General features: G+C 57.5%; 12 protein-coding genes. 5 read left to right on the top strand and 7 right to left on the bottom strand.

Annotated features, from left to right (window positions below):
• Positions 1–90: 90 nt before the first annotated feature.
• From AC0L8N_RS17510 to AC0L8N_RS17530, 5 genes are all read left to right on the top strand, one after another.
• Entirely contained in the window at positions 91–564 is a 474-nt protein-coding gene (locus AC0L8N_RS17510; RefSeq protein WP_473669497.1) for a DUF6491 family protein, read from the top strand.
• Between the two features lie 193 nt (positions 565–757).
• Positions 758–1,969 carry a CaiB/BaiF CoA transferase family protein gene (locus AC0L8N_RS17515; RefSeq protein WP_473669499.1) on the top strand — a complete coding sequence of 404 codons (1,212 nt, stop codon included), beginning with the start codon at positions 758–760 and terminating at the stop codon, positions 1,967–1,969.
• A gap of 34 nt (positions 1,970–2,003) precedes the next feature.
• Complete coding sequence (locus tag AC0L8N_RS17520) at positions 2,004–3,221, top strand: aminotransferase class I/II-fold pyridoxal phosphate-dependent enzyme (RefSeq protein WP_473669501.1); 1,218 nt, start codon at positions 2,004–2,006, stop codon at positions 3,219–3,221.
• Positions 3,222–5,837, top strand: coding sequence for a PD-(D/E)XK nuclease family protein (locus AC0L8N_RS17525; RefSeq protein ID WP_473669503.1), 2,616 nt, complete (start codon positions 3,222–3,224; stop codon positions 5,835–5,837).
• Positions 5,827–9,222, top strand: a complete 3,396-nt coding sequence (locus AC0L8N_RS17530) for a UvrD-helicase domain-containing protein (RefSeq protein WP_473669505.1) — start codon at positions 5,827–5,829, stop codon at positions 9,220–9,222. The genes AC0L8N_RS17525 and AC0L8N_RS17530 overlap by 11 nt, the downstream gene beginning before the upstream one ends.
• On the opposite strand, the gene AC0L8N_RS17535 is transcribed toward AC0L8N_RS17530, so the two are convergent.
• From AC0L8N_RS17535 to gspH, 7 genes are read right to left on the bottom strand one after another with little or no spacing between them, the layout of a single operon-like run.
• Positions 9,217–9,954 carry a type II secretion system protein N gene (locus AC0L8N_RS17535; RefSeq protein ID WP_473669507.1) on the bottom strand — a complete coding sequence of 246 codons (738 nt, stop codon included), beginning with the start codon at positions 9,952–9,954 and terminating at the stop codon, positions 9,217–9,219. The genes AC0L8N_RS17530 and AC0L8N_RS17535 overlap by 6 nt on opposite strands.
• Before the next feature lies 1 nt (position 9,955).
• Positions 9,956–10,441, bottom strand: a complete 486-nt coding sequence (gene gspM / locus AC0L8N_RS17540) for a type II secretion system protein GspM (protein WP_473669509.1) — start codon at positions 10,439–10,441, stop codon at positions 9,956–9,958.
• Positions 10,438–11,712: a type II secretion system protein GspL gene (gene gspL, locus AC0L8N_RS17545; protein WP_473669511.1), complete on the bottom strand. Its 1,275-nt coding sequence runs from the start codon at positions 11,710–11,712 to the stop codon at positions 10,438–10,440. Before gspL ends, gspM begins: the two co-directional genes overlap by 4 nt.
• Positions 11,713–11,729: 17 nt before the next feature.
• The gene (gspK, locus tag AC0L8N_RS17550; RefSeq protein ID WP_473669513.1) at positions 11,730–12,665 is read right to left on the bottom strand and encodes a type II secretion system minor pseudopilin GspK; all 936 of its coding nucleotides are present in this window, start codon (positions 12,663–12,665) and stop codon (positions 11,730–11,732) included.
• Positions 12,662–13,279 (bottom strand): type II secretion system minor pseudopilin GspJ, encoded by a 618-nt coding sequence (gene gspJ / locus AC0L8N_RS17555; protein WP_473669515.1) that lies wholly within the window; start codon positions 13,277–13,279, stop codon positions 12,662–12,664. Before gspJ ends, gspK begins: the two co-directional genes overlap by 4 nt.
• Positions 13,276–13,737 carry a type II secretion system minor pseudopilin GspI gene (gene gspI / locus AC0L8N_RS17560; RefSeq protein WP_473669517.1) on the bottom strand — a complete coding sequence of 154 codons (462 nt, stop codon included), beginning with the start codon at positions 13,735–13,737 and terminating at the stop codon, positions 13,276–13,278. The genes gspJ and gspI overlap by 4 nt, the downstream gene beginning before the upstream one ends.
• Positions 13,727–14,317, bottom strand: a complete 591-nt coding sequence (gspH, locus tag AC0L8N_RS17565; RefSeq protein WP_473669519.1) for a type II secretion system minor pseudopilin GspH — start codon at positions 14,315–14,317, stop codon at positions 13,727–13,729. Before gspH ends, gspI begins: the two co-directional genes overlap by 11 nt.
• Positions 14,318–14,320: the final 3 nt, after the last annotated feature.

Genomic DNA, 14,320 nt, shown 5'->3' on the forward strand with positions numbered 1-14,320 from the left:
AACTTAATTCAGGACTGATCAGTCCAATCAGCCAATGTGCTGGCAAAATTTATTGCTGGCATCTTCGCCATGAGAGGGTAGAGGTTTACTATGAAAGCACTTATAAAACAATTGATTATTGTCATTTGTTCAAGTGTATTCGTAATGAATGCAGGGGCCGCAGATCAGCCTCGCAAGGGCGTGGATGACCTCGATTTGCGAGGTTCCGATTGCATCCTGATCCGGACTATCCGAGACTATACCGCGCTGGACGACAGCCATCTCCTGATCAGGGGCTCCGCAAGACGCGGTTATTTTGTCACCCTGGGCAGGCCAGCTTTCGGCGCTCGATCGTCATACCGGCTGGGATTTTCGTCACGAGACGATCAATTGTGCCCCTACGGTGGTGATTCGATTGTCTTCGGCGGACTTGGCAATGAAAGCATCAGCGTGCGTTCGATCAGCCGTGTAAATGAAGAACAGATAGAAGAAATACTGATCCGGTTCGGCAAGAAAACGCCGACCGAAAAACAGACCCCGACGCCGGCCGAAGTCAAAGGCGCAGAGGTTGAAGAGCTAGACTGAGTTGGCCAGTCAGTACCGCAAGGTCCGAACACCAACCTAGTCGCGCAATCCGCAATTCTCCGTGCGGACCCACCCGACCAGCTAACGCTGGTCGGGTTTTTTATTGGCCGCGCAATGCCCCGTGATCGGCACTTGCGATTGCTGTTGGGGAATTCGACAATCGGCGACCCTCTGCCATTACGGATCCGTTTCGATGCAAGGACCGCTACACGATATCAAGGTGCTCGATCTTTCGCGGGTTCTGGCCGGGCCATGGGCAAGTCAGCTGCTGGCTGACTACGGTGCGGAAGTTATCAAGGTAGAGCAGCCCGACAGTGGTGATGACACGCGTCGGTGGGGCCCGCCGTGGCTGCGTGCAGAAGACGGCAGTGAAACCAGCGAGTCGGCCTATTTTCTGGCGACCAATCGCAACAAGAAATCAATCACGGTCAATATCGCCGATGAAGCTGGTCAACAGATGATCAAAGAGCTGGTCGCGAAAAGCGACGTCTTGGTTGAGAATTTCCGAGTGGGATCACTGGTGCGCTACGGGCTTGACGCGCCGACCCTGCTGAGCGAGTTTCCTTCATTGATTTATTGTTCGATATCCGCGTACGGTCAAGACAGCCAGCGTTCCGCTGAACCCGGTTACGACGCAATGATTCAGGCATCGGCTGGCTTGATGAGCCTGACGGGAGAAGCGGGCAGCGTGCCTCAGAAAACCGGGGTTGCAGTAGCGGATATCATGGCAGGTATGTACGCGGTCAGCGGCATACTCGCCGCTTTGCACTCTCGTGACCGGACCGGCGCAGGCCAGCACATAGACGTTCCATTGTTTGATAGCCAGGTTGCGTGGCTCGCGAACCAGGCGATGAATTACCTGGTGGGCGGCGAAGTACCGCAACGTCACGGGAACGCACATCCCAACATAGTTCCTTATCAATCGTTCGCGACGGCGGACGGCTACTTGATGTTAGCGGTCGGAAACGACCGACAATTTGTGGCCTGCGTTGATTGCCTGGAGCTGGGTCACTTGGCCAAGGACCCGCGATTCAGCGGCAATAGCGGCCGGGTGAAATACCGAGGCGAACTCGTAGCAACGTTAGCCGGAAAGCTGAAGACAGGAACTACCGCCGACTGGTTGAAAAAATTTCGTGAACGCGGTGTGCCCAGTGGCCCGATCAACGACCTTTCCCAGGTTTTTGCCGATCCGCATACCGTTGAGCGCGGCCTGCTTCATTCGATGCCGCACCCACTGGCCGGAACTGTGCCGAGTGTCGCCAATCCGGTGACGTTCTCAGCAACGCCGACCCGCATGCACAGTGCGCCGCCGCTGCTGGGAGAGCACACCGAAGATGTTTTGCAAAATACTTTGGGTTACAGCGCAGAGAAAATCGCCGTGCTGCGAGCGGCCGGTACTATATGATGCGCAGCGTCAACAACAGCACTGAAATGAGTAAATGAAACAAACAACAGTGGGCACCAGTGAAGCTCTCGCCGATGTCAAATACGAAATTCGCGGCCAACTGGCGCATCGCGCGCTGGAGCTCGAGAAGCGCGGCTACGAAATCATTTCGCTGAACATCGGCAATCCCGGACTCTACGGTTATCGAACGCCGGAAACGATGCGTCTGGCAATGATTGAGAATCTCGGTGCTGCCGAACCATACAGTCACCAAAAGGGCATATTCCCGGCGCGGGAAGCTGTCGTCATGCAGCAGCAGAACCGCGGTATTCAGAATACCAGCGCCGATGACGTGTTTATCGGCAACGGTGTGAGTGAACTCATCGACCTTTCCCTGCGAGCTATGCTGAATCCTGGTGACGAAGTTCTGGTTCCCAGCCCGGACTACCCGTTATGGTCGGCCGCCGTGACTTTGAACGGCGGCAAAGCGGTGCACTATCCGTGCCCACCCGATGCCGGATTTCAGCCCGATTTGGCAGCGCTTGAGAGTTTGGTTACCTCGAGATGCCGGGCTATTGTTGTAATCAATCCGAATAATCCCTCGGGCGCGGTATATAACCGCGAAGTACTGGACGGTCTCGTGGAATTTGCCGAACGGCACGGACTCGTTATTCTGGCTGATGAAATTTATGACCAGATGACTTACGACGGCGCGGAATTCATACCACTGGCAACGCTGGTAAAAAATGCGCTGTGTCTGACGTACTCCGGCTTGTCGAAAATTTATCGGGCCTGTGGCTACCGGGTGGGCTGGTGTGTATTCGGCGGTGATGTGGATCGGGGCAGCCAGCTCGCACATGCCATGGAATTACTCGCTGCTCTGCGACTGTGCAGCAACGTACCCGGGCAATGGGCGGTGCAAACGGCGCTCGGCGGTTTCCAGAGTATTCACGAATTGGTGGAGCCGGGTGGCAGGTTGTATCAATCGCGGCAAGCGGTCATCGATTGTGTCGCTGCGAGCCCATACCTTGAGTTGGTGCCGCCCGAAGGGGCGATGTACGCGTTCATTCGACTGAGCGAGCGAGTCGCCAGACACTTGACGGATCGCGAGTTTGCCCGACGATTGCTGGAAGAACATCACGTGCTTATCGCGCCTGGAAGCAGTTTCAATACGACGTATACCGATCACTTTCGCATTACGACACTGCCCGATGTCGATACGCTGCACACCGTATTTGAAAGAATTGACGGTCTGCTGGCCCAGTCGGATTAAATGACGAACAGCTACACATGGCTTGCGGGTGCGATCAGGGCTAACGCAACGGTTGTTACAGCAAGTCGTCGCCTTGCTCGAGAACTGCAGGCTGCCTTTGAACAGCAACAACGCATCGCAGGCCGACGAAGCTGGCCGAGTCCGCACATTGTGTCGGTCAGCGATTGGATGTCGACCGCGCTGGAGGGTGCGGAGCAGCAGGGCCTGAAACGCCTGATTGATCCGGCAGCGAGCGTACTGTTATGGGAGCAATGCCTGGGCCAAACCAGTCGCCAGGATTTGTTGAGCATTGCCGGTGTGCTGCGACACTCGCGGCAAGCCTGGCAGCGTATGCACGACTGGCGTTTATCACTTGAAACGGTAACGGCAGCAGCAGGCAGTCGTGACGAACACTGGTTTGTGCGAGCGGCATCGGCGTACCGGGAGTTACTTGACGCCGACGGCTGGATTGATCAGGCGCAACTAACGGAGTATTGCGGCAACGCGCTGAGTGCGTCGCAGTTGGCGCCGCACAAGCGCGTTCACTGGGCTGGATTCGATCGACTCACGCCTGCTCAGAGTTACCTGTTTGAACGCCTGGCGTCGGCCGGCGTCGATTTAGTTGAGGTGCCGGTGACAGCCAAAGCGGCGGTCACGGCCTACCGTTCGTATTTGAATGAGGACGCCCAATGGCGCGCGGCGGGTCTCTGGGCCCGGGAGCTATTGCAGCGTGAGCCGCAAGCGCGGGTTGCAGTCATCGCGCCGGATCTGGATCAGGATGCGGCAGCCATCGCGCGGAAAGTCAGGGAAGGCTTCGCCGCCGGATGGCAGTTGGGCGGTGCGGGCTACCGGTCCGCAGTGAACGTGTCCTACGGTCAGCGATTGTCCAGTTTTCCTGCCGTCGTCGCAGCCGAGAAGGCGCTCAGGTTTGCCGCTGACGGCTTGCGCAGTAGCGACATCAGTTTACTCTTGCGTTCGCCTTTCTTGGGGAGTGACGATTTACCGGGACGTTGTCGCCTTGAAACACACCTCCGTACGCTGGTTGACAGGCTGTGGAAGCCGGATGTTCTTCTGGACGCGTTGGCGGATACGGGGCAGCCGTCGGACGGTGTGCTCTGGCGTGAACGAATGCGCTTGCTCGTTGATCTGGCGGAGCAGCAGGACGAATCACTTCCGCCGTCAACCTGGGCGTCGAGGATCGATGTGCTGTTGACTGGCCTTGGTTGGCCGGGCATCCAGAATGCAGACAGCGAAGAGTTTCAGCTGGTGAATCGTTGGCGCCAACTACTGAATGAGTTCGCCCGACTTGGCAGTGTGCGCGCGCAAGTGACATTCCGTGAGGCCATAGCTTATCTGTTCCAAATGGCGGGCGACGCTCTCTATCAACCAGAAGCCCCTGCAGGTGGTTTGAGTCTGATCGGCTTGCTGGAAGCGGCTGGGCTGGAATTTGATCACGTCTGGATTGGCAACATGGATGCGAGCCGCTGGCCGCCGGCAGGGCAACCGCTGGCGCTGCTAAATCGGCAACTGCAACGTGATACCGGCATGCCGGATGCCACACCTGCCGATACGCTGGGATTCGCAGAACGTACGCTTCTGCGTTTGCAAAAATCGAGCGATGAACTGCTGTACAGCTGGTCGCGCAGCGATGGTGACACCGAACTCCTGCCGTCACCGTTACTCAAATTGGATGCGAATTCTGCAGTCGAAGCAGACGTCGGCGATCCGGGCTGGTTCGCGTCCAGAATGTCGGGCCTCGCCAGCCTCAATTCGTTGCACCCGGATTCTGCACCGCCGGTCTTGCCAGGCGAGAAAATACGCGGCGGTGCTTATACCGTTCAACGTATGCAAGAAGAACCGTTTTCAGCTTTTGTCGCTGGCCGATTGGCGGCAAATACGCTGGAACCGTATCAGGCCGGCCTTACGCCGCGTTTACGAGGGATTGCGTTGCACGATGCGCTGCACCGCTTGCTGGCAGACAAGCCGTCGCTGGACCAACTTCAAAGTTGGAATGATGAGCAGCGTCAGGAGCGTTGCGAGCGAGCAGCATGGATGGCGCTGGCCGATATCGGAAAACACGCGGATGATATTCTGCGCCTTATTCTGCAGTTCGAAAAAGGTCGCTTGCAGCAGCTACTTCTTCGGTTTCTTGATGAAGAGTGTGCTCGTGACGACTTCTACATTGACTCACTTGAAGAGCGGCTGCAGTTGCAGCACGGTGCCGTGAGCCTGAGTCTGCGTATAGACCGGCTTGATCGTTTGCCCGATGGCAGCCTCCTGGTCATTGATTACAAATCAGGCACACGCAAGTCCTTCATGAATACGAAAAGGGGCGTGCCGGCCAATGTGCAATTGTCGGTATACGCACGGACCCTTGATGCAGCAGTGGGCGGCCTTGCATTGATCTACTTGGACAGTCGCGAGATCAGCTATCTGGGGGAAGGTGCGGGCGTGCCTTTTGGCAAGATCAAAGCCGAGGACTGGCCCCAGGCATTGGCGGCGTGGTGCGCAGACGTGGATGCACTGCTGGTACGTTTTGCATCCGGCGAGACCGGAGTTAACGGCAACCAGTCCGCTGATGACGGCCGACCGCTTGCATTGCTAAGCCGAATAGAAGAACTGCGACGTGAAGACTAATGCTGAGCTGCTAAGCGCTGACCACACTGCGCGCAGCGACGCGCTGGACGTAACCCGGTCGTTCATCGTGCAGGCACCGGCGGGATCGGGCAAGACTGAATTGTTGATCCAGCGTTATCTGTTTCTGCTGGCAACCGTGTCCGAGCCGGAAGAAGTGGTTGCCATTACCTTCACTAACAAAGCCGCTGCAGAAATGCGGCATCGGGTCGCACATGCGCTCGAACGTGCGGCCAATGGTGAAACCGGCGATGCGGAACATGAGCAACGAACGCTCGGAGCTGCTGCGCGCATATTGCGACGCGACGCCGAATTTAACTGGCGATTGCAGGAGTCGCCGCGGCGAATGCGCATCATGACGATGGACGCGTTCTGTGCGTCAGTTACCCGCATGCTGCCCATCAGCTCGCACCTAGGCGGCTCGATGCGCACGGTTGCCGACGCGCAGATGAAACGCTTGTACTCTGAGGCGGCGATAGCAACGCTGGACTGGCTGCCCCTTGGTGATGCTCGTGCTGCTGAACTGGAGCGGGTGTTACGGCATCTTGACAACAACGTCGGAGATTACGTCAGCTACCTGGCCAAGATGCTGGCAAAGCGTGATCAGTGGATTCCGTTTACCGGCATCGGCGCAACAGGCAACGCCGACAAGGTTCGTGCTGCGCTGGAAGCGACGATTGATGGTCAGGTATGCGCGCACTTGCACTTGCTACGAAGTGTGTTTCGCGATCTCGGCACGCAACAGCACCGCGAGTTGCTCCGTTACGCGGGCAAGAACCTGCAGGAAAAGACGGGCGTTGAGCACGCGCTGGCCGATCTCAATATTGACGACTGGCCGGAGGCCAATAGCGACAACGTTTTTCTCTGGCGAGCCATTGCTTCGCTACTGCTGAAGCTGGATGGTGATATCCGGGTATCGGTGGACGTTCGCTGCGGTTTTCCAGCGAAGGACAATGGCGAAAAGACAGCGTTCAAAGAGTGGCTGTTGGTCTTGCAGGAACAACCTGGATTGAGGGAGCAGTTGGCAACCATTCAGCTCTTGCCGGATGCAACTTACCGTGACGAACAATGGCAGGTGATGCTTGCCTTGTTTGATGTTTTACCGTTGGCCGTTGCGGAATTGCAGCGATTGTTCGCAGAGCGTGGCGTGAACGATCATGTCGAAGTTGCACAAGCTGCGAGCAAGGCTTTAGGCGACGCCGATGAGCCCGGTGAGCTTTCCATGTTGCTCGACTACCGAATCAGCCACTTGCTTGTTGACGAAATGCAGGACACCTCGATCGGTCAATACCTGTTGTTGTCAAAATTGACGGCGGGTTGGGAGCCCGGCGATGGTCGAACCCTGTTTTGTGTGGGCGATCCCATGCAATCGGTTTATCGGTTCCGCGATGCGGAAGTGGGTCAGTTTATTGCCGCGAGAAAACACGGCATCGGCACGTTGACTTTGGGTTCTCTCGTTTTGCGGCGGAATTTTCGCTCCGGCGCGGAACTGGTGGCCTGGTTCAATGCCACGTTTGCAAGAATATTGCCGCGTGAAGATGATGTAGCGACTGGCGCGATTTCTTACTCACCTTCCGTACCTGTCGACGCTCGTGCTGGCGAAGGCCTTGTCGAGGTTCACCCCTTGATTGATGCGGGCACGGAAGAAGAGGCAGCTTGTTCGGCGAACGTTATTGAGTCTTGCCTGAACGTGAATGCCGAACACAATGTGGCCGTACTGGTACGTAGTCGGAGTCAGCTGCCGAAACTGTTGGACATTTTGCGGCGCAAGAATATCGCGTGTCAGGCGATTGAGATTGATCGCCTGACGGATTTGCCCGAAGTCATCGATTTATTGTCGCTGACCCGGGCCTTTTGTCACGAAGGCGACCGTATTGCCTGGCTGGCGCTGTTGCGTGCGCCCTGGGTTGGTCTTGCCTGGCGGGATATTCACACTCTAGTGACCAATGACAGCAGGTCAACGGTACGGGAGCTGTGTGACGATCCCGCACGACTCGAGCAGTTAAGCGTCGATGGCCGGTCGCGATTGCAACGATTCCTGCAGTCGCTGGAACGGTTCTCCGTTGCTCACGGCACGCGCAGTTTGCGCGAGAGAGTCGAGAACGCATGGCTGACGTTTGGTGGTCCTGCCTGCTTGCAGAATGCGGCACAAGTAGAAAATGTTTACCGCTACCTGGATGTCATCGGCAAGCTCGAAGTTGGCGGTACGATTCCGGACATCGCGACATTGGAGCAGCAACTGGACGAAGAGCGGGTTTCTTCGCACGGAGACGAACACACGCGGGTGCAAGTGATGACCATGCACAAGGCGAAAGGCCTGCAGTTCGATCATGTGGTTCTGCATGGGCTCGGGCGAACGACCGGTGGCAGTAACAAGGACGTTCTCGCGTGGTTACCGGTGACGTCTGCTGACGGTTCCAGCGGCATGATCATCAGCCCACTGGGACCGCGCACTGAGGTTGAGAAAGACCCTCTGCATCGCTTCATCGAACAATCGGCGAAAGAAAGCGATCGTCTGGAATTAGACCGGCTGCTGTACGTTGCTTGTACGCGTGCCGTGCATTCTCTGCATCTCGTGGGCAGCGTTGGAACGCGCAAGAAGGGCGCGGAATTGGGAGCACCTTACCGAGACAGTTTGTTGTACCGACTTTGGCCGCTGGTGGAACAACGGTTCGAAGCGGCATTTGCTGCTCGTGCTGGTGAGGAATCGATTGGCCGGTTTGACACTGATGAACCGGTTTTTATGGCAGCTGAAATACGGCGAATGGAACAGCGGTGGCAGTCTCCCGAATTACCAGTGCCGCCTCCCGCCGTGATCGAAGCGCCTGCAGGTGAGGTGCGCGAAGTGGATTACTATTGGGTAGGAAGTGCCGCGCGCCACGCGGGAACCATCGTGCACCGCTGGTTGCAGAAAATGTCAGATGGCAGTCTTGCCAGCGACTGTGTGCCACGCGACCTGGACGCGGTCAGCCGTCGCTGGGCGCAATCTCTGGGGGTACCGGACAGCGATCTGGACACGGTGCTTGTTCGCGTTCGTCGCGCCGTGGAATCCGCTTTGGAAGATGACAAAGGCCGTTGGCTTCTGGCTGGCGAGGGGCACTCCGAACTGCGCCTTGGCGGTATAAGCAACGGTGAGGCGGTCAATATTGTTATTGACCGAATTCGGATCGATGACGACGGCTCGCACTGGTTGGTTGACTACAAGACCAGTACGCACGAAGGCGGCGACTTGAGCAGCTTTCTCGAGCAGGAGGTTGCACGCTATCTGCCACAATTGAAGTTGTACCGCGATATCTACAGCGGCTTAACAGATGCCGTGCTTCGGACGGCGTTGTACTTTCCCTTGCTGCAGAAATTCATAGAGGTCGAAGTGCACAGCGAGTCATAAGGAACCTTCGGTCCGAAACTCGCGTAAACCACGGGCATCGGGCGAACCGAGAAAACGCAGCTGCTCGACGATAGCCGGCGCCGCAGTGGCAGTGGGTCCCACCTGGCCCAGTAAGGTATAACTTCGATCCGGGCTCAGTTGCAATGTTGCCGCTACTTTCAGCATTCCGCTGACGTCCTGAACGCTACCGAGAATACCGGCATCCGTGTTCTGGAATTCGACCTGGAAGTTTCCCAGCGGTGCTGGTGCAAGCGCACGTAGCACGAGGCTGGACAGACCTGCCTGACCGCTCGCATGGGTTGGCCAACCATCCGCAAGGCGAATTTCGTCCATCTGTAAGGTCAGGTCCCCGGCAAGACCGTCCACGCGTACCATGTTTTGCAAGGCGTTCAGTGGTAACGCGGCGTTGAGCCCGGACACTTTAACTGTGCCAGCCAGATTTACTGCCACCGTAGCATCAAGAAATCCGCCGACGGGTTCGGCCTGTAGCTCGTACGCGAGGTTTCCAGTGAACATGGCGAAAGGGCGTATCTTCCAACGCAGATTCTGCAGATAGATTCCGTCCATGAGCGCTTCGTTGGCGGCACCGTTCCAAACGGTGCCATTGATGCCCGCAAGTTGCAGTTCAGCGGGTGAGAGCCAGTGGTGTATCACCCTGGCGGGCAACATGGTTATCAAGCCCAGCAAGAAAACGACGCCGCCGGCGATCAACAGGCGCTTCCGGTTTGTCATCTTAGGGGCGTTCCAGAGTCAGAGAGGCGTTTATTCGCCCGGGGTTGCTGTTGTTATTCTGTGAAAAACTCGCCGCCTGCACGTGCAGTCCGTACTGCGCGCCAAGGTCTCCCAGCCACAGTACAAGGTCGTCAAACGCGACGTTTTCAAACTCGACCCGAATGCCGCTGTTGTTGGTTGGTTGGCTGCGCTGCAGTGCAGAGTACAGATCGCGGCTGCGCAAAGTATCGTCGACAATGACCACCAATGACTTGTTTTGCCCTGCATTGACGTTGGCATTACTGGCGCCCGGTAATAGTCGGCCGCGCAACGGCCGGAGTTCCTGTAAAGAGCTTTGCCAGTTGGCGATGCGGCTCGTAAGGTCCTTTTCGCCGCGGTCGAGCGGTTGCCAAAAGGCAAACCAGTAAATCGCAAACACGATAAACACAGCAGCGGTAGCCACCATGATCCGTTCTCTGGGTTCCAGCGAGTCAAACCAGGCTTTCATGGTGTTACTGCCTGTATTTGGATACGACTGTTGACGCGTTCCCCAACCTGGTCTGTCGATTGGATTCGTGCCTGAAAACGACCTTCCTGGTCAATTCGCTGGCGAATGCTGTCTAGAACGGAAACGCTGGCCGCGTTGATACGAATGTCGGCAACACCGCCGCGAAAACTGACGGCCTCGATATCGGCATCAACGTCACTGCGCACGGCTTTGCTCAATTGTTCCAACGCCTGCAATAGAACCGGAGGAGTGCCGTTGCTGCCGCCGGCCCGGGCACGCAGGCTGGAGACCAGCCGAACCGGGTCATCAACATTCTGGGCCCCAGGCACAATTTGCTGGTACTCAGCGAGAAACTGATTGCTCAACGCGGTCTCTTCACGCTGCAATGCGAGGTAATTAACACCTTTTGCGACACTGCCAAGGACAAGAAGACCAAGCAACAACACGGCCGCGTAACGCCAGGGGGCGAGCATCCCGCCGTACTCGCTTTTAGGCCCGTAGCTGCCTTGCAGCAGGTTTACGCCAACCCCGGTTGCGACCGTTGCGGCAAGGCGTGGCAGGGCGCCGTCGGGGAGCAGCTTCACGTCCAGGCTTTCCAGCTCGTGTCGCAGGGCTATCCAGTCGTGTTTGAAGCGTTCATCGTCAGCTGCTTCGCAATAAATGAGAACATGCGCGCGAGCTGCCGTTGTTTCCTCACCGTCGGCCGGCGCCGGCGTGTCACTTTCGTTCAGCGCACCAATGGCGACCAGCGCATCGCCCGGCGTCATGTCTTGCAGGAGGCTGACGGTCTCGTCGCCGTCATTCAGGAGTATCTGGTCGTCGTCAAGTAACAGGCTGACAGTGCCCGGTATGCGGGCGAGTCCGTACTGTTCCGCGATCATTTTTGCAGGCGCGATACCCGCGACGCGGAGCCGCTCGAGCCAATCGTCGAGACGTTCGCGATTGACGGCCGCTACAGGTACTTGTCCGTTGTCCAGTCGATCGCCAGCCGCAAAGTGCAGAGTGTCGACATCATCCGCGAGTGTTTCTTCCAGCGCGTATGGCAAAGCGGCCTGCAGTCGGTTGCCCTTGACGGGAATGGACGCGGTCGTCGTCAATACGTCAGTGCCGGGGACCAGCACCAGCACCCGGCGGTCGCGCACATCAACCCGTGCTTCCGACAGCGAGCCGGTGACTGGCGGTCCCAGACGGCTGCCGTCAGAGTCGACGGCTATCCAGTCCGCGGGTTGCTCCGGGTCGGCCTTTAGCCGGATTACCAAAAACTCAGCCATGACGGTATGCAGAACTCCTAGGTTGTTCCAAAGCTGCGCGAGATGGGGGCTACATCACCACGAGCCGTGCGCAATAGCAGGCTGTACATAGTGACACGCACGGTACCAACCCGGACTACCACCTTCAATTGAAAATAGCGGCTGGAGTCCCCGATCGCGGGCAGCATTTCCGGCGTGATGATCGACCGAAATGAATCTTCCACGTCAGTAAAGCCCGCCGCCTCCCGTTCCGAGATCAGCCGCTCGACATCCGAAACGGAAATGTTTTCACCGAGCGACTGTAGCACCGCCGGTGTGGCGGTATTTGCATTGATGGTGGTTTTTCCGGGCAATGCCGATACGTGCGGTAACAGGGTGTCGAGTGTTGCCTTGTCCATGCCCTCCAGTGCGGCCAGTTCCGACGTGCTGGTCAGCAACTGGTTGGCCGTTCGGTAGGGTGGCACGATGCTGCTGTATATAGGGTCTTCAGCGCCGTCGGGAAAGGACGCGTCCAGGTCGGCGTCCAGCCAATCCAGCGCAATTCCCGCGAAACGCGGGTCGAGTGACAATGATTGCAGCAGGCGTCGGAATTGCTCCAGCGCCAGTTCGTCGACCGCACCGTTCGACGCAATCAGGTTATTGATATTGAAGCGTCCCTGCAGGTCTTCGATAGCACCGAACACCTCCCCATCGTCAATCGGCAAGCCGGGCAATTCGCTGGCCCAGATCTCGCCGAGATGATCGGTTTCCGTGTCTTCCAGGTCCTGCCGCAGAATGTTGCTGACCCAACTTTCCGCACCGAGCGCAACCTGCACGGCTTGATCCCGTGCCAGCAATGCCATCGTTCGGCGAACGTCCAGGGCGTTATCCCAGGCCAAATTGGCGGCGATGATGCCGGCAAGTGCCACGATCAGCATTGCTGTGATAAGCGCGACGCCGCGTTGGTGTCGAATGCGTGCGCTGCCGCCAGTCACGGTGCCACCTCGATCAAGCGGCTGATTTCACCTTCGTTGATCAGATCAAGCACCACTTCCACCGCACGCGGACGCTGCCGCAGGTCCGGTGCTGACCCCTGAGTTTGCGGCGGCCATTGATCGGACCATTCGCCGTTGGCCATCAGGTATCGCACTGCCATGCTGTCGATACCGTCGAGCAGCGTCACGATGACAGGTTCATTGCTGTAGGTCCGGTCAAGTACGTGCCAGTAATAACGACGCAGTTCTTCCGCTTCAACGACGTAAGCGACACGTTGCAGGGTGCCACGCCGCAATGCATTCGGGTTGCTCCATCCCGCACGCGTCAGTTCCAGGGCCAGACCACTGAGTCCGTCAGCTTCCAGCGCAGGGCTGTACGAATCGGCAAGGTCCTTGCGTATCGGGCGAGGGGCAAGCTGCGTGAAGTCCTGGTCCAGTTGCCGGATTGTTCGTTGAATGGATTGCAGTCGGGTCATCCGGTCGCCCAGTATTTCCGAGCTGGCGATGGTGCGGCTCAATGCCCCGTAAGCAAGTGCAGACATCAACGCAAATATCGCCATTGCCACAAGAACTTCAATCAATGTGAAGCCGCTTGAGCGAGCTGCGCGGCTCATTGCCTGTCGCCGCTTTCGTCGGCATCGCCATCTGGATCAGCCGAAAGCCCCACGCTGTTCCATGCGGCATTCGCCAGGCCTGGTTGGACAGGCTCGCCGACAAAACCGGTTACAGTCCTGATTTGCTCGGCGCTTTCGGCCAATGAGACAGCGACATCAACCCGGAACAGGTTTTCAACACCCGTTTCGGAAACAGTCGCGGTCCACAGCCATTCGCGCCCGGCGTAGACGATGTCACCTTCGGTTTCAGATACCTCGGGAACTACGTTCGCGAGCCGCATCTCGGCAATTTTGTTTTGGGCAATCCAGCTTGCATAGGTTCTTTGCTGGACGGTAATAGCAGCGTCGGCCATCTGACTGATCGCAGCGCTGACGGTGGTTAAGGACAAAGCGACGATTGCGAGTGCGACCATCACTTCGATCAGAGTGAAGCCCCGCTGGCGTGGCCTAACGTTCATCGTCAATGTCGTCCGCTACTTCGACGCTGCCTTCTGGCGTCACCGTGACGCTAAACTCGCGGCGGTCGCTGTCCCGCATTATTCGCAAGTGGAAGGGACTGAGTTCGCCGCTCGACAGCACCAGTGCGTGCGGCGCATAACTGGGTTCGCGATTATTGATACGGTCGGTTTGGTCGTTATTCGTCGCGGCAGGTTGTTCGTTCAACTGTACACGGCGGTCTTCGATGGCCAGTTCGAGGTGCAATGATTCGGGCAATGATCGCGGTATGAGCAGGTCATCACCGACAATCTCATTCCATTGCCCGATGTACGGGTCGTACTCGACGAAGCGATAACCGGTGCTCATGAATTCGAGACCAAGATCCCGCCCCTGAAACAGCGCATCATCCGAAGCCAGCGCAATCAGGGACGACAGGCGATTGGCCTCCTGCTGCAAATCCCGGTCGTCACGTACCAGTGTTGTCGACATCAATACGACAGCACTGATAATGCCGACAATGACAACAACGACCAGTACTTCAATAAGCGTAAAGCCGCGGTAACGGCTGGCGGGACTGGCGAGCAGCGCTTTGGCCGGCACGGC

The sequence above is a fragment of the Woeseia sp. D3-10 genome, from assembly GCF_055809415.1.

Coding starts and splice junctions, on each gene's coding strand:
- AC0L8N_RS17510 (WP_473669497.1), top strand. CDS start 91: ATGAAAGCACTTATAAAACAATTGATTATTGTCATTTGTTCAAGTGTA.
- AC0L8N_RS17515 (WP_473669499.1), top strand. CDS start 758: ATGCAAGGACCGCTACACGATATCAAGGTGCTCGATCTTTCGCGGGTT.
- AC0L8N_RS17520 (WP_473669501.1), top strand. CDS start 2,004: ATGAAACAAACAACAGTGGGCACCAGTGAAGCTCTCGCCGATGTCAAA.
- AC0L8N_RS17525 (WP_473669503.1), top strand. CDS start 3,222: ATGACGAACAGCTACACATGGCTTGCGGGTGCGATCAGGGCTAACGCA.
- AC0L8N_RS17535 (WP_473669507.1), bottom strand. CDS start 9,954: ATGACAAACCGGAAGCGCCTGTTGATCGCCGGCGGCGTCGTTTTCTTG.
- gspM (WP_473669509.1), bottom strand. CDS start 10,441: ATGAAAGCCTGGTTTGACTCGCTGGAACCCAGAGAACGGATCATGGTG.
- gspL (WP_473669511.1), bottom strand. CDS start 11,712: ATGGCTGAGTTTTTGGTAATCCGGCTAAAGGCCGACCCGGAGCAACCC.
- gspJ (WP_473669515.1), bottom strand. CDS start 13,279: ATGAGCCGCGCAGCTCGCTCAAGCGGCTTCACATTGATTGAAGTTCTT.
- gspI (WP_473669517.1), bottom strand. CDS start 13,737: ATGAACGTTAGGCCACGCCAGCGGGGCTTCACTCTGATCGAAGTGATG.